The organism is Streptomyces sp. NPDC006872, from assembly GCF_040635845.1.
Lineage (GTDB): Bacteria > Actinomycetota > Actinomycetes > Streptomycetales > Streptomycetaceae > Streptomyces.
Genome location: NZ_JBEYIL010000011.1, coordinates 174,211 through 200,225 on the forward strand (window position 1 = coordinate 174,211; position 26,015 = coordinate 200,225).

The 26,015-nt window shown below is 70.7% G+C and carries 24 protein-coding genes and 1 pseudogene; 15 read left to right on the forward strand and 10 right to left on the reverse strand.

Annotation, left to right across the window (positions count from 1 at the left end):
• The first annotated feature begins 102 nt into the window (after positions 1-102).
• The 3 genes from ABZ725_RS30660 (at position 103) to ABZ725_RS30670 (ending at position 2,844) form a co-directional block, all read left to right on the forward strand.
• Positions 103-960, forward strand: coding sequence for a helix-turn-helix transcriptional regulator (locus ABZ725_RS30660; protein ID WP_358805755.1), 858 nt, complete (start codon positions 103-105; stop codon positions 958-960).
• A gap of 118 nt (positions 961-1,078) precedes the next feature.
• The gene (locus tag ABZ725_RS30665; protein WP_358805756.1) at positions 1,079-1,918 is read left to right on the forward strand and encodes an SDR family NAD(P)-dependent oxidoreductase; all 840 of its coding nucleotides are present in this window, start codon (positions 1,079-1,081) and stop codon (positions 1,916-1,918) included.
• Positions 1,919-2,061: 143 nt separating this feature from the next.
• Complete coding sequence (locus tag ABZ725_RS30670; RefSeq protein ID WP_351908945.1) at positions 2,062-2,844, forward strand: SDR family oxidoreductase; 783 nt, start codon at positions 2,062-2,064, stop codon at positions 2,842-2,844.
• A 436-nt stretch (positions 2,845-3,280) separates the two neighbouring features.
• On the opposite strand, the gene ABZ725_RS30675 is transcribed toward ABZ725_RS30670, so the two are convergent.
• The 3 genes from ABZ725_RS30675 to ABZ725_RS30685 all read right to left on the reverse strand — a co-directional run bounded on the left by ABZ725_RS30675 (position 3,281) and on the right by ABZ725_RS30685 (position 6,800).
• On the reverse strand, positions 3,281-4,513 hold the full coding sequence (locus ABZ725_RS30675; protein ID WP_358805757.1) for an MFS transporter: 1,233 nt from the start codon (positions 4,511-4,513) through the stop codon (positions 3,281-3,283).
• A 75-nt stretch (positions 4,514-4,588) separates the two neighbouring features.
• A complete protein-coding gene (locus ABZ725_RS30680) occupies positions 4,589-5,980 on the reverse strand; it encodes an amidohydrolase family protein (RefSeq protein ID WP_358805758.1) in 1,392 nt (463 codons plus the stop codon).
• A 64-nt stretch (positions 5,981-6,044) separates the two neighbouring features.
• Complete coding sequence (locus tag ABZ725_RS30685; RefSeq protein ID WP_358805759.1) at positions 6,045-6,800, reverse strand: Atu4866 domain-containing protein; 756 nt, start codon at positions 6,798-6,800, stop codon at positions 6,045-6,047.
• A 233-nt stretch (positions 6,801-7,033) separates the two neighbouring features.
• Here ABZ725_RS30685 and ABZ725_RS30690 point away from each other — a divergent pair, with 233 nt between their 5' ends.
• Positions 7,034-7,312, forward strand: a complete 279-nt coding sequence (locus ABZ725_RS30690; protein ID WP_358805760.1) for an Atu4866 domain-containing protein — start codon at positions 7,034-7,036, stop codon at positions 7,310-7,312.
• Positions 7,313-7,348: 36 nt separating this feature from the next.
• On the opposite strand, the gene ABZ725_RS30695 is transcribed toward ABZ725_RS30690, so the two are convergent.
• Together ABZ725_RS30695 and ABZ725_RS30700 are read right to left on the reverse strand one after the other, a co-directional pair.
• The gene (locus ABZ725_RS30695; RefSeq protein WP_358805761.1) at positions 7,349-8,197 is read right to left on the reverse strand and encodes a PhzF family phenazine biosynthesis protein; all 849 of its coding nucleotides are present in this window, start codon (positions 8,195-8,197) and stop codon (positions 7,349-7,351) included.
• Positions 8,198-8,291: 94 nt separating this feature from the next.
• Positions 8,292-9,665 carry an MFS transporter gene (locus ABZ725_RS30700; RefSeq protein WP_358805762.1) on the reverse strand — a complete coding sequence of 458 codons (1,374 nt, stop codon included), beginning with the start codon at positions 9,663-9,665 and terminating at the stop codon, positions 8,292-8,294.
• 167 nt (positions 9,666-9,832) lie between these two features.
• On the opposite strand from ABZ725_RS30700, the gene ABZ725_RS30705 reads away from it, so the two are divergent.
• Entirely contained in the window at positions 9,833-10,414 is a 582-nt protein-coding gene (locus ABZ725_RS30705; RefSeq protein WP_358805763.1) for a GNAT family N-acetyltransferase, read from the forward strand.
• Between the two features lie 64 nt (positions 10,415-10,478).
• Here the strand turns inward: ABZ725_RS30705 and ABZ725_RS30710 are convergent, their stop codons facing one another.
• Positions 10,479-11,903, reverse strand: coding sequence for an NAD(P)-binding domain-containing protein (locus tag ABZ725_RS30710; RefSeq protein ID WP_358805764.1), 1,425 nt, complete (start codon positions 11,901-11,903; stop codon positions 10,479-10,481).
• A gap of 187 nt (positions 11,904-12,090) precedes the next feature.
• Between ABZ725_RS30710 and ABZ725_RS30715 the strand changes: the two genes are divergently transcribed.
• The gene (locus tag ABZ725_RS30715; protein ID WP_358805765.1) at positions 12,091-12,459 is read left to right on the forward strand and encodes a metalloregulator ArsR/SmtB family transcription factor; all 369 of its coding nucleotides are present in this window, start codon (positions 12,091-12,093) and stop codon (positions 12,457-12,459) included.
• A 105-nt stretch (positions 12,460-12,564) separates the two neighbouring features.
• Here ABZ725_RS30715 and ABZ725_RS30720 read toward each other — a convergent pair whose 3' ends face one another.
• Both ABZ725_RS30720 and ABZ725_RS30725 read right to left on the reverse strand, forming a co-directional pair.
• Positions 12,565-13,308, reverse strand: a complete 744-nt coding sequence (locus ABZ725_RS30720; RefSeq protein ID WP_358805909.1) for an MIP/aquaporin family protein — start codon at positions 13,306-13,308, stop codon at positions 12,565-12,567.
• Between the two features lie 129 nt (positions 13,309-13,437).
• Positions 13,438-13,752, reverse strand: coding sequence for a metalloregulator ArsR/SmtB family transcription factor (locus ABZ725_RS30725; protein ID WP_358805766.1), 315 nt, complete (start codon positions 13,750-13,752; stop codon positions 13,438-13,440).
• Positions 13,753-13,823: 71 nt separating this feature from the next.
• Between ABZ725_RS30725 and ABZ725_RS30730 the strand changes: the two genes are divergently transcribed.
• From ABZ725_RS30730 to ABZ725_RS30740, 3 genes are all read left to right on the forward strand, one after another.
• A complete protein-coding gene (locus ABZ725_RS30730) occupies positions 13,824-14,243 on the forward strand; it encodes an arsenate reductase ArsC (protein ID WP_358805767.1) in 420 nt (139 codons plus the stop codon).
• A gap of 317 nt (positions 14,244-14,560) precedes the next feature.
• A complete protein-coding gene (locus ABZ725_RS30735; protein ID WP_358805768.1) occupies positions 14,561-15,871 on the forward strand; it encodes a cation:proton antiporter in 1,311 nt (436 codons plus the stop codon).
• 118 nt (positions 15,872-15,989) lie between these two features.
• Positions 15,990-16,316, forward strand: a complete 327-nt coding sequence (locus ABZ725_RS30740; RefSeq protein ID WP_351908921.1) for a carboxymuconolactone decarboxylase family protein — start codon at positions 15,990-15,992, stop codon at positions 16,314-16,316.
• Positions 16,317-16,455: 139 nt separating this feature from the next.
• On the opposite strand, the gene ABZ725_RS30745 is transcribed toward ABZ725_RS30740, so the two are convergent.
• Both ABZ725_RS30745 and ABZ725_RS30750 read right to left on the reverse strand, forming a co-directional pair.
• The gene (locus ABZ725_RS30745; protein WP_358805769.1) at positions 16,456-16,758 is read right to left on the reverse strand and encodes an antibiotic biosynthesis monooxygenase family protein; all 303 of its coding nucleotides are present in this window, start codon (positions 16,756-16,758) and stop codon (positions 16,456-16,458) included.
• Positions 16,759-16,897: 139 nt separating this feature from the next.
• Positions 16,898-17,859, reverse strand: a pseudogene (locus ABZ725_RS30750) (carbohydrate kinase).
• Positions 17,860-18,137: 278 nt separating this feature from the next.
• Here ABZ725_RS30750 and ABZ725_RS30755 point away from each other — a divergent pair.
• From ABZ725_RS30755 to ABZ725_RS30780, 6 genes are all read left to right on the forward strand, one after another.
• A complete protein-coding gene (locus ABZ725_RS30755) occupies positions 18,138-19,154 on the forward strand; it encodes a sugar ABC transporter substrate-binding protein (protein ID WP_358805770.1) in 1,017 nt (338 codons plus the stop codon).
• 180 nt (positions 19,155-19,334) lie between these two features.
• Positions 19,335-20,330: an ABC transporter permease gene (locus ABZ725_RS30760; RefSeq protein ID WP_351908911.1), complete on the forward strand. Its 996-nt coding sequence runs from the start codon at positions 19,335-19,337 to the stop codon at positions 20,328-20,330.
• Positions 20,327-21,163 carry an ATP-binding cassette domain-containing protein gene (locus ABZ725_RS30765; protein ID WP_358805771.1) on the forward strand — a complete coding sequence of 279 codons (837 nt, stop codon included), beginning with the start codon at positions 20,327-20,329 and terminating at the stop codon, positions 21,161-21,163. The genes ABZ725_RS30760 and ABZ725_RS30765 overlap by 4 nt, the downstream gene beginning before the upstream one ends.
• A gap of 76 nt (positions 21,164-21,239) precedes the next feature.
• Positions 21,240-22,271 carry a LacI family DNA-binding transcriptional regulator gene (locus tag ABZ725_RS30770; protein ID WP_358805772.1) on the forward strand — a complete coding sequence of 344 codons (1,032 nt, stop codon included), beginning with the start codon at positions 21,240-21,242 and terminating at the stop codon, positions 22,269-22,271.
• Positions 22,268-22,390 carry a hypothetical protein gene (locus tag ABZ725_RS30775; RefSeq protein WP_358805773.1) on the forward strand — a complete coding sequence of 41 codons (123 nt, stop codon included), beginning with the start codon at positions 22,268-22,270 and terminating at the stop codon, positions 22,388-22,390. Before ABZ725_RS30770 ends, ABZ725_RS30775 begins: the two co-directional genes overlap by 4 nt.
• Before the next feature lie 592 nt (positions 22,391-22,982).
• The gene (locus ABZ725_RS30780) at positions 22,983-25,820 is read left to right on the forward strand and encodes an AAA family ATPase (RefSeq protein WP_358805774.1); all 2,838 of its coding nucleotides are present in this window, start codon (positions 22,983-22,985) and stop codon (positions 25,818-25,820) included.
• Positions 25,821-26,015 lie beyond the last annotated feature (195 nt).

Below are 26,015 nucleotides of genomic sequence, written 5' to 3' on the forward strand. Positions count from 1 at the left end.
CATTCACGAAGGGTAGCCAGCTGCCGGGGGCCCGTATTCCTGGGAGTAACGCACCCACCGTCGGCCGGACTCTGCCCGGTGTTTTCCGCCTACCTTGGCAGCATGGACAACTACACGCACCCTGACCCGGTTGGAGGGCTGGGCCAGTTCCTCCGCTCCCGCAGAGAACGCCTCAGCCCTGCCGCGGCAGGACTGCCCACCGCGGGCCGGCGAAAGGTGCCCGGCCTACGGCGTGACGAGGTCGCGACGCTCTCAGGAGTCAGCCTGAGCTACTACAGCCGACTCGAACAGGGTCGTGAACTCGGCCCCTCGCCCCGGGTGCTGGAGGCCCTTGCTCGCGCGCTGCAACTGGGGGACGAGGACAAGGGGAAGCTCTTCCGGCTGGCCCGGCCGACGGCCCGCCGCACGAAGTCCCCCTCCCGGGTCGAGCGGGTCCGCCCGCACCTGCGGCAGCTGATCGAGAGCTGGACCAGGACGCCGGCCTTCATCATCGGTCACGCCCAGGACCTGCTGGCCACCAACGCCTTGGCCGACGCCCTCTACCGTGACTTCGCGCAGCACGACAACGTGCTCCGCATGCTGTTCCTGGACCCCGCGGCGAAGTCCTTCTACCGGAGCCCGGAGCGGGCCCGGCATCGCGCGGTCGCCGACCTTCAGCAGACGGCCGCCGGCACTCCGGAGGATCCCCGCATCCTGGAGCTAGTCGGCGAACTGTCGGTGCGCAGCGGCGAGTTCCGCTCCCTGTGGGCACACGAGTACACCCGGGTCCCGCCCTACGACGTCAAGCAGGTGCACCACTCCGTCGTGGGAGACCTGGAGTTGCGGCACGAGGCCCTCAACATCCGCAGCGTCCCGGGACAGCAGCTCATCGTCCTGCAGGCGGAGCCGGGCTCCCCCTCCGCCGACGGACTGGCCCTGCTGGGCTCCCTCGGCGCACCCGAAGTACCTCGCCTTTCCTAGGTGTGGGACTCCCAGGAAAAGCGCGGCCTTCATGGCGTCTCAGCCGCCGGGCAGACTCGAACTCGTCAACAGGAAATCCCCGAAACGGGATCCGAAAAAGACGAAAGAGGTTTTCCCCATGGCTACGTGGTTTGTCACCGGCGCCTCCCGTGGAATCGGTGCGGAAATCGCCCGCGCCGCTCTGGCAGGGGGTAACAATGTCGTGGTCGCCGTACGGAACCCGGAACGCGTGCCGGACGATCTGAAAAATTCCGATCAGGTCTTCGCGGTCGCCCTGGACGTCACGGACAACGACAGCGTCCCGCAGGCGGTCGAGGCCGCCGTGGACCGGTTCGGCGGCATCGACGTGCTGGTCAACAACGCCGGCCGCGGTCTGCTCGGCGCGCTGGAGGAGATCACCGACGCGGAGGCCCGGTCGCTGTTCGACCTCAACGTGTTCGGGCTGATCAACGTCACCCGCGCCGTGCTGCCCGTCATGCGCAAGCAGGGCTCGGGCCGGCTGGTGCACATCGGTTCCCGCTCCGGTTTCGAGGGCGAGCCCGGTGTCAGCCTGTACTGCGCGTCGAAGTTCGCCGTCGCCGGCATCAGCGAGGCGCTCTCCGTCGAGATGGCGCCGTTCGGGATCCAGTCGATGGTCGTCGAACCGGGGGTCTTCCGCACCGACTTCCTCGACGCCAGCTCCCTGTCGGTGGCCGCGGACCGCATCGCCGACTACGACGACACCCCCGCGCACGTCACGCTGGACTGGATCGACCGGGCCAACCACGCCCAGCTCGGCGACCCCGTCAAGGGCGCCGCGCTCATCGTCGAGGTGGCCTCCACCGAGAAGCTGCCCACGCACCTCTACCTGGGGCGCGACACCCTCGAGCGGCTGGACGTCAAGTACCGGCAGGTGCAGGACGACCTCGCGCCGTGGCGCGAGAAGTCCGCCGCCACCGGCCACGAGGACGCCGCCTGACATCCCGTCGGGCGCCCTCGCCTCCGTGCGCCCACGGCTCTCTCCCCCAGCCCGGCCGGGCCGGACGACCTGGCCGGCCGGGCTGCGGCACCATCCCGGCTCTCCCCACCTCTGAGCCTTCCGATCGAAGAGATTGAGGTTTTGTGATGTCTGCTGCTCTGCTCACCGGTACCCCGCTCGCCGGCCGGGTCGCCGTCGTCTCCGGCGCCTCCAGCGGCATGGGCGCCGTCACCGCCCAGCGCCTCGCCGAACTCGGCGCCACCGTGGTCGTGCTGGCCCGCCGCAAGGACAAGCTGGACGGGGTCGTCAAGGCCGTCGAGGCGGCCGGCGGCACGGCGCTCGCCCTGGCCGTCGACGTCACCGACCGCGCCGCCGTCCAGAGCGCCGCCGACCAGGTCGCCGCCCGCTTCGGCAAGGCCGACCTCGTGTTCAACAACGCCGGCGTCCAGCTCATCTCCGGCATCGAGGAGCTCAAGGTCGACGACTGGCAGCGCCAGATCGACCTCAACATCGGCGGTCTGATGAACGTGATCGCCGGGTTCCTCCCCCACCTGACGGAGTCCGCCGCCCAGGGCAGGCCCGCCGACCTGATCAACACCTCGTCCATAGCGGCCACCCGCATCCTGGAGAAGTTCTCCATCTACTCCGGCACCAAGGCGTACATCAGCCACCTCACCCGGCTGCTCCGCGTCGAACTCGGCCCGAAGATGGTCCGCGTGGCCACCATCGAGCCCGGCATGGTCGAGACGGAACTGCCCGACCACGTCACCGACCCGGACGCCTCCAAGCTGATGGCCGACCTCATCCACGACATCGACTGTCTGCAGTCCGCCGACATCGCGGAGACCGTCGCCTTCATGGCCGCCGTACCGCGCCACGTCAACCTCACCGAGATCACCGTCATGCCCACCGCCCAGGCCATCTGAAGTCCGTCCCGTCATGGCGGGGGAGGAACAGCGTCCGGCTGTTCCTCCCCCGCCATGACGCGTTGGCGGAGACGGGAACGCGGGACGGCGACACCGACCGACGCAGGTGTCACTGTCCTCGTCCTGGGGGAAGCGGGCCCGGCGGACCACGGCCGGCAGGGTGGGACCGAGGAGCGCGAGGGTGATGACGATGACGACGGCCGTGATGAACACGACGGCGTCGCGTTGCCCGACGGGGTGTCCCTCGGCGGTCGCGGCGGGCACGGTCAGCGCCGCGGCCAGGGAGATGGCTCCGCGCATCCCCGCCCAGGCCAGCGGCAGGCGCTGCGGGGCGGTGATACGGCGCTCGCGCTGCTGGGGACGCCGGTCCAGGGCCCTGACCAGGTAGGGACATCGGACGTGTGGGTCGTGGCGGCCCCTCGGGAGGGGTCCGGAGTCAGTCGGCGCGGTGGTGGCGGAGCGTGGGCAGGGCGAGCAGGACGCCGAGGACTAGCGCGGCGGCGACGATACGGAGGATGCCGCCGAAGCCCAGGCCGGTCAGGGCGCCGGTGAGCTGCGGGCCCAGGCTGGCGCCGATGAACATGCTGCATCCGTAGAGGGCGACGGCCGCGCCGCGGGCATGCGGGGCATGGGAGTTGATGATCTCGACGACGGCGGGCGCCGCTGCCGCGACGGCCGCCACGAACAGCAGCAGCGCGAAGGCCAGCGCCACGGTGTGACCGCCGAGGAAGGAGCCGACCGCGACGGCGAGGGCCGCCAGCGCGAAGGCGAGGACCGCCCGCAGCGGCGCGGCCAGGCGCTGGAGCACGGGGGCGAGCACGGGGACGGCTACCAGGGCGGGCAGCGCGCTCGCCCTGAGGGCGAGGATCGCGGAGGAGTTCCCGGCGATGCCGGACGGTCCGGCGATGGCCACCGCCGTGTAGACGGCGACGAAGGCGGACATCAACGCCACGGTCGACAGATACAGGGCGACCAGGCGCGGCCGGCGCAGCAGCCGTGGCATCGCCGCGAACGCCTGGCGCAGCCCGCCCCCGGTGGCCCGGTGTGCGGTGGGGCGCAGCACACGGCGCACCGGGATCAGGCTCAGGGCCATCAGCGAGGCGCCGATCCAGAAGACCGCGCGCCAGCCGAGCCCGGCCGCGACGGCCTGGGCGCCGATCTGCAGGAGCACGGCAGCGGCGAACATGCCGCTGGTGATGCAGGTCAGGGCGGTGCCGCGACGCTGTGGCGCGAGGTGGTGGACGGCGTAGGAGAGCGCGGAGGGTGCGAAGGTCGCGGCGGTGAGTCCCTGCACGCTGCGCAGGGCGATGGCCGTGGGGAGGTCGGGGGCGGCGCTGACCGCCAGGGTGGCCGCGGTGGCGACCACGAGCCCTGCGGTGATCACGGCACGCGAGCCGTAGCGGTCCGAGAGGGGGCCGGCGAGGAGGAATCCGACGGCGTAGGCGAAGCCGAACGCCGTCGCGGTCCAGGTGACCTGCTCCGGTGTGGTGCCGAGCGCGGTGGCCATGGGATGCAGCAGGGCCAGCACGGTGTACATCTGGCCGACCATCAGGACACCGAGTGCGGTCAGCAGGGCGATGGTCGGGGCGGCGGGGGCCCAGGAGGGCGGCTGGTCGGGGGTGTCGGGCGCGGCCGTCGAGTGCCGAGGGGATGTGACGGGGTGGGACATGGGAACTCCAAAGGGGTGTCCCCGGCCGTGGGGTGGAAAGGACGGCCGGGGACCATGGATCGGGGGCGCGAACCCTCATGCGGCCGGGGTGTTCAGCACGTACTCGCGCGAGGCGTGCACCTCGCCGCGCAGGGCGGCCAGGTCGACGTCGAGGACGCGGCCGTCCCACTTGCGGGGCTCGCCGTTGATGAGGACGGCGCTGATGTTGCGGGCGTCGGAGCCCAGCACGATCGTGCCGATCGGGTCGTTGAGCGGCATGTTGTTGAGGTCCTCGGCCTGGACGACCAGCAGGTCGGCCTTCTTGCCCGGGGTGAGTGAACCGGTGACTCCGGCCAGGCCGTTGGTGCGGGCGCCCTGGAGGGTGGCGAAGTCGAGGACGTCGTGGGTGGTGATACGGGAGGGCTGCCGGTCGGTGCCGTAGGCGGCGTTGACCGCGCGCATCCGCTGGATGGCGTGCAGGGCCCGCATCTGGGTGAACATGTCGCTGGCCAGGGCGACTTCGACGTCGATGCTCAGTCCGGGGCGGATGCCGACGGCGAGGGCCTCGTCGACGGCGGGGATCGCGGTCTCCAGGCCGATCTGCGCGTCGGAGGTGGGGGCGAGGGCGACGGTGGTGCCGGTCTCCCCCATCGCCTTCCATGCCTCGGAGGTCAGGCCGGTGGAGTGGATGAGGGTGACGTCGGGGCTGAGGACGCCGTCCTTGGCCCAGCGCAGCACCGCCTCGGAGCCGGACGCGCCGAACACGGCGTCCACGCTCACTCCGATGCCCAAGTCCTTCGCGACGCGGGCGAGTTCGGGGCCGTAGGCGAGGGCCGGTCCGGCGATCTCGTCGGTGGCCAGGGTCGCCAGGCGCAGGGTGAGCAGCTGGTCGTCGCTGCTGAAGTACCGGTCCTTGAGGCGGGCCAGGTCGCCGGGCCACTGCCGGTCCCACGTGCCGAAGTGCGGGCCCATGGAGGCGTGCACGCCGCGTATGCCGGTGTCGACGAGGGCCTCGACGGCGGCGTCGGAGTGCTCGCGGGTGCGGGAGTTGTGGGAGAAGTCGAGCATGGTCGTGATGCCGCTGTCGATCGCGGTCAGGGCGGCCAGTCTGGTGCCGATGTACATGTCCTGGGGCCGGTAGACCGTGGCGTAGCCGGCCAGGGTGGCCATGACGTAGCCGCCGAGGTCGTCGACGTCCGGCATGATCCGGCGCAGCTGGGCCTCCCAGGCGTGCCGGTGGGTGTCGACGAAGCCGGGGGTGAGGATCGTGCCGGTGGCGTCGACGATCACGGCGTCCGCCGCGTCGAGGTCACGGCCGACGGCGGTGATCGTGTCGCCCTCGACGAGGAGGTCGCCGCCGTCGATGACGCCGAGAGCGGGATCCATGGTGACGATGGTCGCGCCGGTGAACAGGACGCGCCGCCGGTCGGCGGGCCGGCGCCGCAGCTCTTCGAGCACGGCGGCGCTGGTGGTGTCGTTGACGTTCATGAGGGGTCTTCTTTCCGTACGCAGGAGGGGCGGAGCGAGGGAGGGGAGGGGGGGAGGGGGAGGGTCAGCCGAGCTTCATGACGTAGCCCGCGTGGTGCAGCTCGTCGCCCCGGAACTCTCCGTAGGCCCAGAAGCCGAGGTCGTCCAGGTAGTCGATGCGGTCGCCGTCGATCCAGTACCGGCCCTGGTATGCGTGCGGGCGTCCGCCCCGGGTCTCGTCGTAGCGGCCGTCGGCGGTGAGCTCTTGGTGCAGGAAGTCGTTCCTGTCGATCCAGACGCCGACGCGCGGGCTGCCGGTCAGGTCGTCGGCGGCCGGGATGCCCGCCTCGGGGGCGGCGGCCCGGCCGGGGACGTCCGTGCCGGCCCACAGGACCGGCCGGCCGGCCGCGACGAGCGCGTGGACCTGCTTCGGCGAGGTCATGAGCGCGGCGACGGCGCTCGGCACGTCGGCGGCGAGCTCGTCGGGCACCACGAGGAAGTCGGGGACGTTGCCCGGGGTCAGCGTCGCGACGTACTCCGAGCGACGGCCGCGGCCGCCGGCCAGGGCGACGGTGTCGACGACGGCGGGGGCGATGGTCAGGCCGGTGCAGTCGACGACGATGGCGTTGTCGTCCCCCGCGGCGGTGATGATGCCCGGGCCGACGCCCACGAGCAGGGAGCCGACGAACAGGAGGTCGGCGCCGGTCATGGTCCCGATGAGCGGGTCCATGGTCAGGATGCGGGCGTTGGTGAACAGGACGGGCCGGCCCTCGTCGTTCGCGAGGATCTCGTCGAGGACCTCGGGGTTCCAGCCTGCGGTGCGGGTCTCGGTGATGCTCATGTGCGCGCTCCTCAGTGGGGTCGCCTCATCGGTTTCCCCGCTGCGCGAAATGAGCGCCGATGCAGGTCCGAGGCGAGTGTTCGGCAGCTACAGCGGCTGCCCGACCACCAGGTTCGTCGCACGGCGGAGCCGGAACCAGGCCGCCGTTATCCCAGGTGTCCGGCACCCAGGAAGCCCTCACCTGGGGGGACGGCGGCCTGGTTCCCCCCGGGCGCCGGGGCGATCGTAGAGCCATGACCAGCAACGACACGCCCCGCACCCCGCACCCGTACGTCGGCATGTGGGTGACCGCGGACGGGTTCATCCGCCAGGAACTACTGCCCGACGGCCGCTACGACGAAGCCCGCGGCAACCGCCGCAGCGCCTACACCGGCAGCTACACCGTCACCGGCGCCCACATCGACTACGTCGACGACACCGGCTTCACCGCCACCGGCGACGTCCGGGACGGCGTCCTCTTCCACGAGCACCTGGTGCTCTACCGCGAGGGCGACGAGCCCGCCCGGCGGTGAGGACGCTCACTGCCGAGGGCGTGGGCGGCGGAGCGGTCAGAGAGTGATGGTTCCGCGGATGCAGACGGCGGCGGCGCCGCTGACCCAGACGGTGCCGTCCGTGTCGGCGGAGACCTCGATGCTCGCGGCCCGGCCCACTCTCGCGCCCTGGGAGACCCGGTAGGCGGAGGGTGCGGCGCCGGTGGCGGTGAGCCACTGCCCGACGCCGGCATTCATGCTGCCGCAGGCGGGGTCCTCGGGCACGCCGACGCCGGGGGCGAAGGTACGCATCTCGAAGTGGTGCGGGGACCCCTGGGGGTAGGCCCCGATCGCGCCGACCATCGCGTCCGGGATGAGGGAGAGATCGGGTTCGAGGGCGAGGACCTCCTCGGCCGTGGACAACCGGACCACGGCCCAGCCGGGTCCGTTGTCGACCCACTGGTGGGCGAGGACACGGTCGCGCGTGATGCCGAACGCGGCCACGATCCGGTTCAGATATGCGTCGTCGAGCGCGCCGTCGCGCACCCGAGGAGGGGCGGCGAAGGACAGCGCGTCCTCGCCGCGGCGCACGGTGACCAGGCCGGCGGCGCACTCCTGCACGATGTGGTCGTCGTGCTGCGGCATTCCGCCACCGTCCAGCCAGGCGCGCGCGGAACCGAGGGTGGGGTGCCCGGCGAACGGCAGCTCACCCTGCGGAGTGAAGATCCGCAGCCGGTAGTCCGCCTCCGGGACGGTGGCGGGCAGCACGAACGTGGTCTCGGACAGATTCGTCCACCGCGCCAGGCCCTGCATCTCCTCATCGCTCAGGTCCGTCCCGTCCAGGACGACCGCGACCGGATTGCCGGAATAGGGGCTCGTGAAAAACACGTCGACCTGCACGAACGAGCGTGCGCGCGGCATCGTCATCGGCATCGGCATCGTGATCGAGGGCCTTTCAGCAGCGGCTGCGGCGGAACCACGTCCATCCCAACGGGCGCCCGCACGGCCAGGACAGAGCCAGTCACAACAAAGTGGACTGGTCGCCCCTCGGACGGTTCGAGTCCGAGCTTGGTGAAGATGTTGTAGCTGTGCTTGCTGACGGTCTTCTGGCTGACGAACATCCGGCCGGCGATGGGGTCAGCGCCGGCAGGAGGGGGTCCGCCGAGCGGTGGGTGAGGAGGGCGCCGACCACGTCGGGATCCACGACGTGCTGGTGCTGCTGTGCCCAGCGGACGGCGGGCGGTGCCGCCAGGCCGGTCAGGGCGAACATGGCCCCGACGAGGTACCAGCCGGGGCGGCCCCAGGTGATGCACAGCGCGATGAGCAGACCTGGCCCAAGGGCCTCGGCCAGTCCGGCGCCCAGGCCGAACACGCCCAGGTACTGGCCGGTGGCGTGCTGCGGGGCGAGGGCGAAGGACACCTCGAAGCCGGCGGCGGCATGCCAGAGCTCGCCGACCGTGTGGATCACCACGGCGGCGATGAGCAGGGTTGCGGCAGCCCACGCGGGTATCCCCGCGGACAGGGAGATCATCGAGCAGGCGATGAGAAAGGCGACTCCTGCCCGGCGGTAGGCGCGGCCGCCCGCCGTGGGGGAATCGATGTTGCGGCTGGCTCGCATCTGGAATGCCACGACGATGACGGTCCCGGTGAGCATGGTCCCCGAGATGAGCCAGTGCGGAGCCGTGGTGGCACCGACCAGCCAGAGCGGGATGGCGACGGTGAGCACCTTGAACTGGATGGCCATGATGCCGTCGAGGACGGTGAGCAGCAGGTACGGACGGTCTCGCAGGGCGATCCAGCGCGGGCCGCCGACGGCCGGGACCGGCGCGACCGGCGGGAGCAGGATCAGGAGCGCCGCGGAGACCACGAAGGCGATCGCGTTGCCGACGGCCATGAGTTGATAGGCGGTGAGGGTGCCCACTTGTACGACCCACCCCGCTCCCAGCGCGCCGAGGGAGATGCCGACGTTGGTCACGGCGCGGAGATAGGCCCGGAACTCCTGCGGCCGGTCTCCTCCGTAGTGCCTGATGAGCGGGGAGCGGGCGGCTGTTCCGGCGGCCTTCGCCCCGGCAGCCGAGCCGACGGCCAGCACGAACGGCCAGAAGCCGTCCACCAGTACAAAGCCCGCCGTGGCCAGCGCCTGGACCACAAGGGTGGCCGCGTAGACGCCTCGTGCTCCATGTCGGTCCGCCAGATGACCGACCGCAACGCCGAGGGCCAGTGCGACAAGTCCGGCGATGCCGAGCCCGAGCCCCACCTGGTCTGCCGGAAGGTAAACCGCCTCGGTGAAGTACAGCACCCCGGCGGTCAGATAGAGGCCACTGCCGACGGTGTAGACGAAGTTCGAGGCCGCGAGGACGCGTTGCGGTCGGGTATCCGGCATCAGGCGGGGCATGGCAGGGCTCCCACGTCACGGGCGGGCAGTAAGGGCGGCGCATGGGTGCGGGGCACCGCCCATGGAACGGACGCTGTCAGGCTTACGATGCCCCGCACTATTGCAATCTAGAGGTTATTGCGAACTACTTGCAATAACCTGACGACAGGAAGGGTGGGCGATGCCTGATGAACGACATCCGCATCTTCAAGTGCGCTGAACTGCGCGTGCACTTCGACGACTTGCACGCCGTCTACGTCGAGGCGTTCTGCGCGCCGCCGTGGCACGAGGACGAGGAGAAGGGGGTCGAGTTCCTGGGCCGACTGGCGGACGACGTCCGGCGTCCCGGCTTCACCGCCGCGCTCGCCTTCGCGGGGGCGGACGTCGTCGGTTTCGCCACGGCCTGGACGACCCTCGCCCCCTTCCCCACCGACCGCTGCTACCCCCAGGCAGCCGCCGGCCTCGGTCCCGAGCGCACCGTGGACTGGCTGGTCGGGGCCCGCGAGATCGACGAACTCGCGGTCCGTCCGGCCGCCCAGGGCACGGGCCTGGCCGGCGACCTGCTGGAGGCGGTCACCGCGGACGCCCCGGACGGCCGCTCCTGGCTGCTCACCTCCGTCGGGTCCGGACGGGCAATGTCCTTCTACCGCCGACAGGGCTGGACCCCGGCCACTCACCCCTCCCCCGACGGCAACGGCATCGTCGTCTTCCTCGGGCCCGACCACCCTGCCCGCTCGCCGGCACCCCAGCCTCTGCGGTCCCGTGGGTGATGAGGTCCGTGCCGCGCGCGCCGAGCGGGCGGCTGTTCATCGCCGCGGGCGGGCCGCGGTTCGGTCACGAGCCGCAGCAACCGCCCGCCTGGCTCTGCTCGTCCGCCTTGACGGCCGGGGCGGCGGCGCGTTCGACGGCCGGGGCGGCGGCGCCGATCTGGACGAGGGCGGGCGCGGGCGTGCAGCAGCCTCCTGCGTCCTGGTCGGCCTCGGGGGCGTCGAACAGCCCGGCGCCACCGCATACGCCGGTCTCGGGGAGGGTGAGTTCGACGCGGTCGGCGGATTCCAGGTCACCGGCGATCGCGGCGGCGACGGAGCGGACCTGCTCGTAGCCGGTCATCGCCAGGAACGTCGGGGCGCGGCCGTAGGACTTCATCCCGACCAGGTAGACGCCCTGTTCGGGGTGGGAGAGTTCGCGGTGACCGTGTGGGTAGACGGTGCCGCACGAGTGCTGGTTGGGGTCGATCAGCGGCGCCAGCTCGACCGGTGCCTGGAGGCGCTCGTCCAGGTCGAGGCGGACCTCGGACAGGAAGGACAGGTCGGGGCGGAACCCGGTCAGCACGATCACCTCGTCCACCGGCTCCAGCCGTCGGCCGTCCTCGGCGACCAGGACCAGCCGGCCGCTGCCGTCACGCTCGATGGCCTCGGTGCGGAAGCCCGTGACCGCGTCGGCGTAGCCGTCGTCCACCGCGGCCTTCGCCGCCAGACCCAGAGCGCCGCGGGCGGGAAGCTGATCCGCCGACCCGCCGCCGAAGGTGGAACCGGAGATGCCGCGGCGCAGGACCCAGACCGCCTTCGTGCCCCTGCCGTCGTCCGCCTTGGCGAGGTCGGCCAGGTAGGCGAGTGCGGTGAAGGCGGACGCTCCGGAGCCGACGACCGCTGTGCGCCTGCCCGCGTGGCGGGCCCGGACAGCGGGGTCCTTCAGGTCGGGGACCTGGTACGCGATGCGGTCGGCCGCCGCCTTCTCACCGAGCGCGGGAAGCCCGTCGGCACCGGCCGGGGAGGGCGTGTTCCACGTGCCGGACGCGTCGATCACCGCGCGGGCGAAGATCCGCGCCTCGCGGCCGTCGGCGTACTCGACGTGCACGACGAAGGGCTGGGTCTCGCGGTCGGCGTCGACGATGCGATCGCGACCGCTCCGCGAAACGCCGGTCACGGTCGCGCCGAAGCGGACCCGCTCGCCGAGGGCCGCGGCGAGGGGCTCCAGGTACTGGGTCGCCCAGTCGCCGCCGGACGGGTAGGTCGCCGGGTCGGGCCTGGTCCAGCCCGTCGGGGCAAGCAGCTTCTCGGCGGTCGGGTCGACCACCTCGCCCCAGGTGGAGAACAGCTTCACGTGCGACCACTCCCGCACCGCCGCCCCCGCGACCGGTCCGGCCTCCAGGACCAAGGGCTCCAGACCCTCGTCGAGGAGGTGAGCGGCGGCGGCAAGACCGGCGGGACCGGCTCCGACCACGGCGACGGGCAGCTCGGTGAGGGCAGGCACGTTCACGGCGACTCCTTGCTTGCTTCGACATCTGTCGATGGCTTGCACACGGCCCAGCCTGACACCTGTATCGATAAGCGTCAACATAGACATTCATCGAAGCAGGTACGCAGGCGACCGGGCGCCCTTCGCGCCATCGAGGCAGCTCCACCTGCCCCCACCTGCCTGGTTCGACGTGTGTCAACATAGAAGTATGTCGAACATCAAGGCGTTGCCGCTGCCGGCCGCGGAGACTGCCAAGAGTGTCGTGCCGTGCTGCCCGCCGCTGACCGAGCACCCGCTGACGGCCGAGGAGGCCGAACGGACCGCCGCGATGTTCAAGGCGCTCGGCGACCCGGTGAGACTTCGACTGTTCTCGCTGGTCGCCTCACACGAGGGCGGGGAGGCGTGCGTGTGCGACATCTCCGACGTCGGGGTCTCTCAACCGACCGTTTCCCACCACCTGAAGAAGCTCAAGGCGGCCGGCCTGCTCACCTCCGAGCGGCGCGGCACATGGGTGTACTACAAGGTGGAGCCGTCGGTGGTGGCCGCCATGAGGCAGATGCTCGGATCCCCGGGCTGAGTCGTTCGAACGACCGCGCGGGCGGCGCAGGCAGAGACCGGCGGCGAGCCCGGACGAACGCCGCCGATCACCACTGCCTACCGCCTACCGCCTACCGCCTGCGGGTCATTCAGCGGATCGCCCCGGGCGGAAGACGAGCGCCACCAGGGCCAAGCCGACCACACCACCGATGAGTTGCGCGCCCACGAAGCCCGCGATCGAGCCGGGCGCGATGCCCGCGAACGTGTCGGAGAAGGTGCGGCCGATGGTCACCGCCGGGTTGGCGAAGGACGTGGACGAGGTGAACCAGTAGGCGGCGCCGATGTACGAGGCGACCGCGACGGGCGCGAAGCGGAGTCGGCCGGTGCGGGCCAGGCCGAAGATCAGCAGGACCAGGCCGGCGGTGGCCACCACCTCGCCCAACAGGAGGTTCCCGGCCGAGCGGTCATGGGTGGACCACTCCACCAGGGGCTCGGCGAACATCGCGTCGGCCAGGATCGCCCCGGCGATTGCGCCGACGATCTGCACGGGGACGTAGACGGCGACTTCGCGGGTCGTGACGCCGTCGCCGCCGCGCCTCGCCGTCCACCACTCGGCCAGCGTGACCACCGGGTTGAAGTGGGCGCCCGAGACCGGGCCCAGCAGCAGGATCAGGATGCCGAGGCCGAAGACCGTGGCGATCGAGTTGGCCAGCAGCTGCACACCGACATCGCGGGTCAGCTCGGTGGCCTGGATGCCGGAGCCGATCACGACGGCGACCAGGAGGGCGGTGCCGATGAACTCGGCCGTCGCCCTGGCGGTCAGCGGCGTGCGGAGCGGGGCGGCACCCGGGGCAGGCTGCGGACCGCGCCCCGTCGCGGCGGAGAGGATGACGTCCCCTGCCCTGTCGTTCTCGGTGGCATCAGTGGCGGTCAACAGGACTCCTCGGTGGCAGCCAGCAGGACGTCTCGGTCGTCGTCGACAGGACTCCGGGTGCGGGCGACGGCGAGAGCCGCCAGGTCAGGGGCAGGACCGCTTGACGTTGTTCTCGGCGGTGACGCGCGCCGCCTCGGCGAGATCGGCGAACTGTCCCGCGAGAGACGCGATGACATCGGGCTTGAGCCGGTAGTAGGTGAACCGGCCGCACGGCTCCGTCTCCACGACCCCGGCCTCGCGCAGCACCTTCAGATGGTTGGAGAGGTTGGTCTGTCTGACCCCCGTCTCCTCGATCAGGTGCGTGCTGCACAGCGTCTCCTTGGCGAGCAGGGTGACGATCCGGAGCCGGATCGGGTCCGCGAGAACCCGCATCAGATCAGTGTCGACTGACATCATCATGGACTGATACTTTCACATCACTCCATACTGATACCAGTCCGGGGTGATCCTCACTTACGAAGGAAGAACCGATGTCCTCCAGCCCGCTCGCCTCCGTGCTGTTCGTCTGCGTTCACAACGCCGGCCGGTCGCAGATGGCCGCCGGATTCCTGTCCCACCTCGCGGGCGACCGGATCGAGGTCCGCTCGGCCGGTTCCGTCCCGGGTGACCAGGTCAACCCGGCCGCGGTCGAGGCCATGAAGGAGGTCGGCGTCGACATCGCCGAAGCGAAGCCGAAGGTCCTGACCACGGAAGCCGTTCAGGCGTCCGACTACGTCATCACGATGGGCTGCGGCGACGCGTGCCCGATCTTCCCCGGCAAGCAGTACCTCGACTGGGCCCTGGAGGACCCGGCCGGCAAGGGCGTGGAGGCCGTCCGCCCGATCCGCGACGAGATCAAGACCCGCGTCGAGGCCCTGATCGCCGAGATCGACGCCAAGCGGCAGGCGTGACCTCCGCGTCGGACACCGGCATACGCGCGGGAGGTCATCGTCATCCGCGCCGAACAGTTCGGACTCTCGTCGACGGCAACACGCGGATCGCAGTAGCCCGCGTGGATCACAGGTGCCGCGTGTCGGTGCCGTACCCGGGATCCGACCAAGCGTCACACTGATTCCCGCTCGGCCCAGCCGCCCCACGAGGTGCACTCCTCGCGGCGCGGCTGCCGCACGGCCGGGCGGCCGGCTTGCCGTCGCGCGGTCACGGCGTTGCGCGTTGCGCGTTGCGCGTTGCGACAAGAGGAGTGGGGCGTCATGAGTGGTGGGACGTCATGAGTGGTGGCAGCGCCTGGACCGGAGCCGCCGTCGCGGCCGTCACCGCCGGCTATGCGCTGTTCTCGCGCCGCCTGGCCTCGACGCCGGTGTCGGCTCCGATGGTGTTCACCGGCTTCGGAGCGCTCATCGGGCCGCTCGGGTTGGACGTTCTCGACCTGGGCCATGACGCCGGCCCGATCCTGACGCTGATCGAGGCCGCCCTGGCCCTCCTGCTCTTCACCGACTCGATGACCGTGCGCCGACACGACCTGCGCACGGGCGGCTTCCTGCCCCTGCGGCTGCTGTCCATCGGCCTGCCGCTGAGCATCGCCATGGGGTGGCTGCTGGCGTGGCCCTTGCTTCCCGGCCTGACCCTCTGGGAGTTCGCCTTGCTCGGCGCGGTTCTCGCCCCCACGGACGCGGCGCTCGGCAAGACCGCCAGTTCCAGCCCGCGTGTCCCGGCTCTCGTGCGGCACGGGCTCAACGTGGAGAGCGGGCTGAACGACGGTCTGGCGCTGCCGTTCTTCCTCATGTTCCTCGCCGCGATCCCCGGCACGACCGCCTCCGAGGAGGGCGTGGGCGGAGTGTTCTGGCGGGCCCTGGTGGTCAGCTCCGTGGTGGGGCTCGCCTTCGGATGGGCCGGAGGGTGGCTGTTGACCCTCGCGCGGGCCCGGAGCTGGGTGATGGGTGAGTGGCAGCAGGTGGTCGTCCTCGCGGTGGCCTTCGCCGCGTACAGCGTGGCGACGGCCGTGGACGGAAGCGGCTTCATCGCCGCCTGGATGGGCGGCTTCGCCTTCGGCGTCGCACTGCGCAAGGGCGAGCCGACGGGTGCGGAACCGGCCAAGGAGCGGCCCGCGGACCTGGCCGAGTACGCGGGCGGGCTGCTGGGGTCCCTGAGCTTCCTGGTCTTCGGCGCGGTCCTGCTGGGCCCGACACTGGAGCACCTCGACTGGCGGATCATCACGTACGCGGTGCTCAGCCTGACGGTGGTCAGAATGCTTCCGGTGGCCCTCGCGCTGGCCGGCACCGGAATGCGGCTGCCCACCGTGGCCTACGTCGGCTGGTTCGGCCCCCGCGGCCTGGCCTCCGTGGTCTTCGGACTCCTCCTGGTGGAGGACCACGTGCCCGGGATCGAACTGCTGAGCCGAGTCATCGCGGCCACCATCGGCCTCAGCATCCTGCTGCACGGCATGTCGGCACCGTACTTCGCCGTCCGCTACGGGAACTGGTACGACGCCGTCAACGCCACCACCCCCGACCTGCGCGAGGCGCAGGACGCGCCACCAGGCTCCGGGAAGCAGCACGGCGCGCCGCGCCGCCTGCGATGACCCCCATGCGCGAGACCTGGATCGGTTCTACGGTGGAGGGGAACCCCCACCTCCGCGGAAGTCCGTTTCTTCCGCCTGACCCCCCACCAGCGGAAACACACCCAGAAGGGCATGCACCATGTCCACTGCATCCGACACCCCCGTCCTCGACACCCTCGCCGCCATGACGGTCGACTCGATCGAGCGCTGCGGGCTGGCCCCGGACATGCTTCTGCTCACGCGCATCGCGGCACTCGCCGCCTCGGACGCCCCGCCGATCTCCTACGTGGCCCATATCGACCCCGCCCTCAAGGTCGGCATGACCGCAGCCCAGCTTCAGGACGTCCTGGTCGCCATCGCGCCCATCGTGGGCACCGCCCGCGTCATGACGGCAGCGGGCAACATCGCCACGGCGCTCGGCGTCGCCATCGCCGTCGCCGATGCCGAGATCGAGGCGCAGGGCTGAGAGCAGACGTCGTCCCCTGCGACTCTCGGCACGGTGGCATGCCCGCCGGTGGACCCGAAGCCCCCTGCGGAGGCCCGGCGCCTCTCGCCGCGGTGCGGGATGAGCCCGCGCCCCGGTGGAGGCCCTGGTCAACGGGTCGTCACGGATTCGTGGCCAGCGGGTTCAGGAACGTCAGCGCGGAGGCGTCCTCTTCGATCAGCGGAACGAGGACGGCGTTGAAAGGGCTGCCGTACGGGGCGTTCAGGTGCGCCTGGAAGGCGTCCTCGTCCCGGTACACCTCGAAGATCCAGAAGGCTCGCGGGGCGGCTGCCTTGGTGTAGACGTCGAAGGCGAGGTTGCCTTCTTCCTCGCGCACCTTCAGGGCGTAGTCGCCGATCAGACGGGCGACCTCGTCCTGTGCTCCCTCGCGGGCGGTGAACTCGGCGAGCAGGGTCTTCTTCACGGTCTCGTGTCCTTGTCAGTCGTGGGCGTCAGTCGTGCGCGTCAGTCGTGGGCGTCGGTCGTGAACGTCACTTGTGGGCGGAGTCGAGGGTGCCGGACGACGGCTGGGCGAAACCGCCCGGCGCGGCCCTCCCGACCCGTCAGGCACCGCCGGCGTCCGTGAGCTGCGCCAGCTGGTTCCGCCACGGCGGATTGGGACCGGCGACCGAGCAGGTCAGGGCCGCGACCCGGGTGCCGAACCGGCAGGCTTCCGCGACCTCGTCGAGACCGAGATCGGCCAGCCGGCCGCCGAGGAGTCCGCGGACGCCGAGGTGGTGCAGCAGACCGGCGGTGAAGGAGTCCCCCGCGCCGACCGTGTCGACGACCCGCGTGGCCACCGCGGGCACCCGAAGCCGTTCGCCGTCGAGCGAGGCCAGAGCGCCGTCGGCACCGAGCGTGATCACGACGAGCCGTACCCCCGCCGCATGCCAGATGTCGCACGCCTGCTCGGGCGGAGTGCCCGGCAGGAGGAGTTCCAGGTCGTCCTCGCTCAGCCGCAGGATGTCGGCGAGAGCGCACCAGTGCGCCAGCCGGGCGCGGTAGACCTCGGGGCGCACCAGCAGCGGCCGGACGTTGGGATCGATGCTGATGGTGGCACTCGGAGCAGCAGCCGCCAGGAACTCCTCCACCACCGCCCCGCCGGGTTCACGCACCAGCGCCAGCGACCCGGTGTGCACACAGGCCGTTTCGGACAGATCCACCGTCGCCAGTTCGCCTGGAGTCCACTGCCAGTCGGCCGTGTTCTGCGCGTGGAACGAGAACGCGGCCTGCCCGGTGGCGTCCAGCTCCGCCACGGCCACGTGCTGGGCTCGGCGGCGGCGACGGCGTACGACAGGTCGACGCCGGACGCCTCCAGATGGGCCCGGAACAGGCGGCCGAACACATCGCCGGACAGGCGTGCGAGGAAGCGGGCCGGTGTGTCCAGTCGGGCCAGGGCCACCGCGGTGTTCGCAGGTCCGCCGCCGGGCAGCACCCGCAGGGCGAGCTCGTTCGAGGCGTTTGCCGGTTCGGCGAAGGCGTCCGCGACGCACTCTCCCAGAACGGTGATCTGACGCGGGCTCATGGGCTGCTCTCCCTCGGAAGGACTCGGAAAGGCTCGGAAAGGCTCGGAAAGACCGGGCAAAGAGGCGGCCCGGCGACACAGCCACTGGCCGGCCGCGCGGAGCCGACGGCGACGGACGTTGCCGATTTGTGACGAGTGGAAGGCATTGACGTTGCCGGGATCCGGAGTCCATCATCCTGGCCAGGCAGTGTCAACGATGACATAAGTCAACGATGACATCCCGAGCGGCGTGCTCTGATCCCAAATCCGTGCCGCTCGCTATCCCACAGGAGTCGATGATGTCTCGCACCACTCGCCTGTCCTCCTCCCTCCTCAGAGCCGCCGCGGTCACGGGCGTCGCGACCCTCACCCTGACGGCCTGCGGCTCCGGCTCCGGATCGGGCTCGTCGAGTTCCGGCTCCGGCGAGGTCAAGGTCGGTCTGATCACCAAGACCGACACCAACCCGTTCTTCGTGAAGATGAAGGAGGGCGCGGAGAAGGCCGCCAAGGAGAACGGCGCCCAACTGTCCACCGCGGCGGGCAAGTTCGACGGGGACAACGCCGGGCAGGTCACCGCCATGGAGAACATGGTCGCCGCCGGGGTGAAGGGCATCCTGATCACCCCGAGCGACTCCAAGGCGATCGTGCCCGCGATCGAGAAGGCCCGCGCCAAGGGTGTCCTGGTCATCGCCCTGGACACCCCGACCGAGCCGGAGAGCGCGGTCGACGCACTCTTCGCCACCGACAACCTCAAGGCCGGTGAGCTGATCGGCGAGTACGCCAAGGCCGCCATGAAGGGCAAGACGGCGAAGATAGCCGCCCTCGACCTGGCGCCGGGCGTCTCCGTCGGCGTCCAGCGACACAACGGTTTCCTGAAGGGCTTCGGCGCCACCGACAAGGACGTCGTGTGCGCCCAGGACACCGGTGGCGACCAGGCCAAGGGCCAGACGGCGATGGAGAACTGTCTCCAGAAGGAGCCCGACATCAACGTCGTCTACACCATCAACGAACCGGCGGCCCTGGGCGCGTACACCGCGCTGAAGGCCAAGGGCCGGGAGAAGGACGTCCTGATCGTCTCCGTCGACGGCGGTTGCACCGGCACCCAGGCCGTCAAGGACGGCAAGATCGCCGCGACTTCGCAGCAGTACCCGCTGAAGATGGCCGCCGAGGGCGTCAAGGCAGTCGTGACGTACGCCAAGGACGGTAAGAAGGCGTCCGGTTACACCGACACCGGCGTCACGCTGATCACCGACAAGGCGCAGGCCGGGGTCACGTCGAAGGACACCGCCTACGGCCTGGAGAACTGCTGGGGCTGAGCGAAGCGCTCCGCTGGGTGGGCGCGGTGTTTGCTGCGGGCCCGGTGGGGGCTGGTCGCGCAGTGCCCCGCGCCCCTGCCGGGGGCGCTGTCGCGCCACCCGACTTCACCCGACTTCGCCAGAACCGTCTCGTTCCCCCGTCCGCCGACCCGGACAACTGTCTTCCGACAAGGACCTCGCATGACAGCCACGACCACCCCGTACTCGGAGCTCAAAGCGCCGACCACGGCCCGGCGACTGCTCACGGCGCCGACCACCGGACCCCTGGCCGCCCTCCTCCTGGCCTGCGCCTTCTTCTCCTTCTCGACCGACCAGTTCCTGACCGGCGGGAACTTCTCGCTGATCGTGCAGCAGGTCATGGTCGTGGGCACCCTCGCCATCGGGCAGACCCTGATCATCCTCACGGCGGGGATCGACCTGTCGTGCGGGGCCGTGATGGCGTTCGGCAGCATCGTGATCGCCAAGATGGCCGCCGAGGGATCCGTACCCCCGCTCGTCGCGATCGCGCTGGGCCTGGCGGTCTGCGGCGGGTTCGGGCTGCTCAACGGGTTGCTGGTGCAGAAGATCCCGCTGCCGCCGTTCATCGTCACCCTCGGCATGCTCAACGTGGCGTTCGCGCTGACCCATATCTACTCCGAGGAACAGACGGTCACCAACCTGCCCGGCCCGCTGACCGCCCTCGGGGAGACCTTCCCGCTGGGCCACACGGACATCACCTACGGCTCCCTCGTCACCATCGCCCTGTTCCTCGTCCTCGCCTACGCGCTGAGCAGCACCGGCTGGGGCCGGCACGTGTACGCCCTGGGCAACAGCGCCGAGGCCGCCCGGCTGAACGGCATCCGCACCTCCCGCCTCACCATCGGCATCTACACCGTCGCCGGCCTGCTGTACGGCATCGCCGCCCTGCTGCTCATCTCCCGCACCGGAGTCGGCGACCCGCAGGCGGGGCAGACCGACAACCTCGACAGCATCACCGCCGTGGTCCTCGGCGGCACCAGCCTCTTCGGCGGACGCGGCTCGGTCCTGGGCACCTTCATCGGCGTCCTCATCGTCGGCGTGTTCCGCAACGGCCTGCAGCTGATGGGCGTCGCCTCCATCTACCAGACCCTGATCACCGGAGTCCTGGTGATCCTCGCGGTGACCGTCGACCAGCTCTCCCGGAAGAAGGCCCGATGACCGTCACCTCCTCCCCCACGCCCGTGCTGCAGGCCCGCGGCCTGGTCAAGCGGTACGGCCAGGTCACCGCCATCGACGGCGCCGACTTCGACCTGCTCCCCGGCGAGGTCCTCGCCGTCATCGGCGACAACGGCGCCGGCAAGACCAGCCTGATCAAGGCCCTCACCGGCGCGGTGGCCCCCGACGCGGGCGAGATACGACTCAACGGCGAGCCGATCCAGTTCTCCGGGCCGCAAAGTGCGCGCGCCCACGGCATCGAGACGGTCTATCAGGACCTCGCCGTGGCCGCCTCCATGGACATCGCCTCGAACATGTTCCTCGGGCGCGAGCTGCGCCGCCCCGGCGTCCTCGGCAGTGTCTTCCGCATGCTGGACAAGAAGCGCATGCGCCAGGAGGCCGCCGAGCACATGGCCGACCTGAAGATCGGCCTGCGCTCGCTGACGCAGTCGGTGGAGACGCTCTCCGGCGGACAGCGGCAGGCCGTCGCGGTCGCCCGTTCCGTCGCCTGGGCCCGTTCCGTCGTCGTCATGGACGAACCCACCGCCGCCCTCGGCGTCAAGGAGTCCGGCCAGGTCCTCGACCTCATCCGCCGGGTCCGCGACAAGGGCATGCCGGTCGTCCTGATCAGTCACAACATGCCGCACGTCTTCGAGATCGCCGACCGGATCCACGTCCACCGCCTCGGCCGGCGCGCTGCCGTGATCAAGCCCTCCGACTACTCCATGGCCGAGGTCGTCGCCATCATGACCGGCGCTCTCACCGTCGACGAAGCCGGAGATACTGTCGTAGCGGATTCGGAGGCCGCGAAGGCCGCCGGAGTCCAGGCCAACTGACAGCACAACCCCGCTCTCGCAGTCTCCGGCCAAGGCCGTGGCCGGAACCGAGAGCCCTCAGGAGACGGTTTCCTCCATGGCAGCGAACCGCCGCCCCACCCTGGCCGATGTCGCCCGAGAAGTCGGCGTCAGCGCCAAGACGGTCTCCCGAGTCCTCAACGAGGACGGACCCGCCTCCGCACAGACCAGGGCACAGGTACTGGCCGCAGTGGCCAAGCTCGGCTTCCAGCCGAACCTCATGGCCCGCAACATCCGCGTCGGCGGCCCGGACACCACCATCGGCCTGGTCATCCCCGACCTCGCCAACCCCTTCTTCGGAGCCGTGGCCCGCGCCATCGAGGACACCGTCCGCGAACGCGGACTGACCCTGCTCATGGGCTCCTCCGCGGACGACCCCGAGCGCGAACGCGCCCTGACGGACAAGTTCCTCGCCCGCCGCGTCAGCATCCTGATCGTCGTCCCGTCCGTCGGCGCCGACCACTCCCACCTCAAGTCCCAGCGCACGGCGGGACTGCCCGTGATCTTCCTCGACCGACCAGGGGTCGGCCTCGCCACGGACAGCATCGTCAGCTCCAACCGCGCCGGAGCCCACGACGGCGTCGCCCACCTCGTCGCCCACGGACACCGGCGCATCGGCTTCGTCGGCGACCTGCCCCTGAAGCTGTACACGCGCCGCGAACGTCTGGCCGGCTACCGCTCGGCACTCCAGGAAGCCGACATCCCCCACGACCGCTCGCTCGTCGCCAACGCCCACGACCAGCAGGGCGCCGAGGCCGCGACCTCCCAGCTCCTCGGGCTGGCCGATCCCCCGACGGCCCTGTTCGCCGGCAACAACATCATGGCGCTGGGCATCGTCGCCGAACTGGCCCGCAGCAAGCGCAAGGACGTCGCCGTCGTCGCCTTCGACGACGTCTCGCTCGCCGAGGCACTCGAGCCGGCCCTGACGGCCGTCGCCCAGGACGCAGAAGAACTCGGCAGAACAGCGGCGACCACCGCGCTGACCCGCCTGGACGGGGACCGCACTCGAGCCCGCACCATCACCGTTCCCACCCGGCTGATCGTCCGAGGTTCGGGCGAGCTCTCCGTCCCGGCGCTGCAGGAATCGTGACCTGGAGTCGGCTCGCCGACACATGCGGTCCCGCCGGGCTCGAGGGCGAGCAGCGGTCCCAGCTGCCGCACAGCGGTGACCGGCCGACCGAAGAACCGGGCACGACCACCAAGACGTGAGGGCGGACATCGGCTTCACGACGGAGCGTGAGCGCTTGGCATCCCACGTGCGCTCCGGGAACCGGTCGAGAACGTGCGATGCCCCGCCCAGCCCCCGCTGCCACGATCGGTCTTGCCCGAAGGAAAGGGATGAAGACCATGCCGGCCGATGCAGCGGTTCACAGCAGACGCTGTCCCGTGTCCGGGCATACGTCGAACTGCAGCTGGCGGATGCGGACTTGTCGCCGGAATCGATCGCGTCCGCCCACAACATCTCCGTCCGCTATCTGCGCAAGGTCTTCCAGCACGAGGGCACGACAGTGAGTCAGCTGATACGACAGCGCCGGCTCGACGCCTGCCGACGCGAGCTGGACCGGGCCCGGCATCGCAGGCTCGCTTTCCGGCCGCCGCCCCGCGGGGGTGGGGAACACTGGCCACGGAGACCGGGCCGTGCGCCGGGGGCTGACGTTGCACGCCGGGGACCGAGTCGGCGGTTCAAGGCCCGGCACGCTCCACCCACCGGATAGTTCAGTATCATAACGGAAGAGTACAATTTAATAGACTAGTTTATACTGTACTTGATCGTTCATTAAAGTGTACTGCGAGGCAGATTGTGACGGCGATCTTCGCTCTGGCCACCAGTCCGATCGGCCGGGAGGCGGAGATCGGCCGGATTCTGGAGTGCGTCGAGGCCGGTCGTGACCGGCCCCAGTCCCTCCTGGTGCTGGGCGAAGCCGGTACCGGCAAGACCGAACTGCTCCGCATCGCGACGGAGCGGGCAAGCCGGACGGGCACGCGTGTACTGGCCGCCCAGGGCTGCGAGACGGAGATGCAGCAGTCGTTCGCAGCGCTGCACCAACTGCTGCTCCCGGTGCTGGACGATCTCGCGTTCCTGCCGGAGCACCAGCGGGATGCGCTCCGCGCGGCCTTCGGACTCGCACCGGTCACCGGGCCGGCCGAGCCCATGGCATTCCGCGTCGCCGTCCTGATGCTGCTCAGGCACATCGCGCAGGCGAGCCCCGTGCTGCTGGCCGTCGACGACATCCAAGCCTGCGATCGCGACTCCCTGGACGTCCTGCTCTTCGCGGCCCGACGCCTGGCCGGCGAATCCGTCATGGTGCTGCTCGCGGCACGCGGTGAGGTCCCCCCGCCGGGCATCCCCGCGGATCTCGCGGTGTTGCCGCTCGGGCCACTGGCATCCCAGGCGGCGGCGCAGCTCCTGGACGCGCAGCCGGGCGCGCCCACGGGAGGCGCCAGGCTGGACCTGCTCCATCAGGCGGAGGGCAATCCGCTGGCCGTCATCGAACTGTGCCGAGCCCTTCGCACCGACAGGGCGCTTGCGCCGACGAATGACGCCCTACCGCAGACCTCGCGTATCCAGCAGATGTTCGCTGCCCAGCTGGATGCGTTGCCGACGGCGACGCAGCGCGCGCTGCTGTACTCGGCCGCCGCATCGACGCACGAGGAACTGGCGACGCTCATGGCCGCCCTGGGTACCGGGTACGACCTGTCCGTGTGGGCCCCGGCGGAGCGCGCGGGCCTGATCTCCGTCACCGACGGACGCGTGGTGTTCCGGCACCCGTTGATCCGCACCGCGGCGTTCCACCGCGAGCCCGTTCAGTCACGGCAGCAGGCGCACCGGGCCTTGGCGGCGGTGCTCGGTGAGCAACCGTCACGTCAGGCCTGGCACCTGGCGGGCGCGGCGATCGGCCCGGACGAGTCGGTGGCTGCGGCTCTGGAGGCCACCGCCCTCCTGGCCCAGCGCCGAGGAGGCCTCTACGCCACCGCGAAGACCTTGGAGCAGGCTGCGCGCTTCAGCCCCTGCGACGACGACCGGGCCCGCCGCCTCGCCAAAGCGCTGACGGCAGCGAACGACTTCGGAGACCCGGCCTGGGTCCGCGAACTCTACGAGAGCTTCGTCGCCGTGAATCGTGACCCGGAGTTGCTGAGCGTTGCCATCTGCGCCACCAGTTGGGCGCTGTCGTTGTTCTCGCTCCAGCGCGAGGCCTTCTCCCTGCTGGTCGATGCGTGGGAGCGCACTCCCCCGCTCGATGGGACGACCGCCACTGCCATGGTCGCGATCGCCGGCGGAATCGCCCACCAGTCGGGAATCGATGAGCACCTGCGGGTCCTTCCGGGGATGCTCGACCAGGCCACCCTGATCAACCGGGCCGAGCGGGGCGGTCCCGGGACGACGGAGCCGTACTACTCCAACCTCACCCGGGACGACGTCACCGCCTCGCTCCTGGCCGTCGTCCAGGCCACCAGCGATCCCGCCGGAGCCTCCAGCCTGTTGAAGACGCTTGCCTTACTGCCGCGGCTGTCCGACCTGCAGGACCCGGCGACACTGCACCGGATGGTCGCGGTCGGAGCGGTTGCCTATCACGCGGACGAGTCGGACCTGTGCGTGGACCTGTTTCGGCAGGTGTTCGTGCCGCTGCGGGCGGCGGGGGCCATGGGCCCGGTCGCGCACCTCCTTGCCGTGCAGGCGGACGCCCTGCTGGCCACCGGACGATGGGCGGAGGCGGCGGAGCTGATCGAGGAGGCGCAGGCCTTCACGGTCGTCCGCGGGATGACGTGCGCCGAGTTGGATCTCGACGCACTGCGAGTGACCCTGGATGCTCTGCGCGGGGACAACGAGCCGGGGGTCGAACTCACCGGACCGAACTGGCACGCCGTCAGCCTCGACGAGAACCGCGCCACCAAGGCCCGGATGCTCAGAGCGCGGGGACTCGCCGCCCTGTCCCTCGGCGACCACGAGAGCGCCTTCCGCCACCTCCGGTCCCTGTTCGAGGACGACGGCACTCCGGTGCACAACCTCCTCTCCGGCCGTTCCATCGCCGCCCTCGCCGGTGCGGCCCAACGGCTCGGCCGGCACCGGGAGGCAGTACACGTCCTCGCGGCGGTTCGACAGACCGAGGGCCGCCGGCCGACCCTCCGGATGACGCTGTTGATGCACCACGCGGCAGCCTTGGTGGACCTGGACGCCGACACCGAGAAGCATTTCCGCCTTGCCGTGGTCGATCCGGGAGCGGACCAGTGGCCGATGGAACGCGCCCTGGCACGGATGAGCTACGCGCTCTGGCTGCGCAGGAAACGACGGCCCCGGGAAGCACGCGAGCAGTTGGCGACCGTCATCGAGGCCGCTACCCGGCTCGGCGCGCACCGGCTCGCCGCGCAGGCCGGTGCCGAACTGCGTGCGAGCGGTGGGACCACCGCGCCGGAGGCTGCCGCCCCGCTGGCGGAGCTGACCGCTCAGCAGCAGCAGATCGTCCGGCTCGCGGCGAACGGCCTGTCGAATCGCGAGATCGGGGAGCAGCTCTTCCTGTCCCCTCGTACCGTCGGCACCCACCTGTACAACGTCTATCCCAAGCTCGGCATCAGCAGTCGCCATCAGCTGCGGGACATAGTCGAGCGGCGCATGGGATGGGAAGGGACAAGCGGTAGATGAGCGGGACGCTGCCGGACCCCGGCGGGGACACGGGCATGAGGCACCGACCAGTCGACCGACTGATGCGTCTCCCCAGGGCGCACGGCAGGCTGGGGGGACAGGCGGGTGCTCTGCGGTCCGACCTCCGAGCAGCGGGATCCACGTCGGCTGCGCAGACAGGGGATTCGTGTACGGATCTTTTCCGAGCGCCCGCGA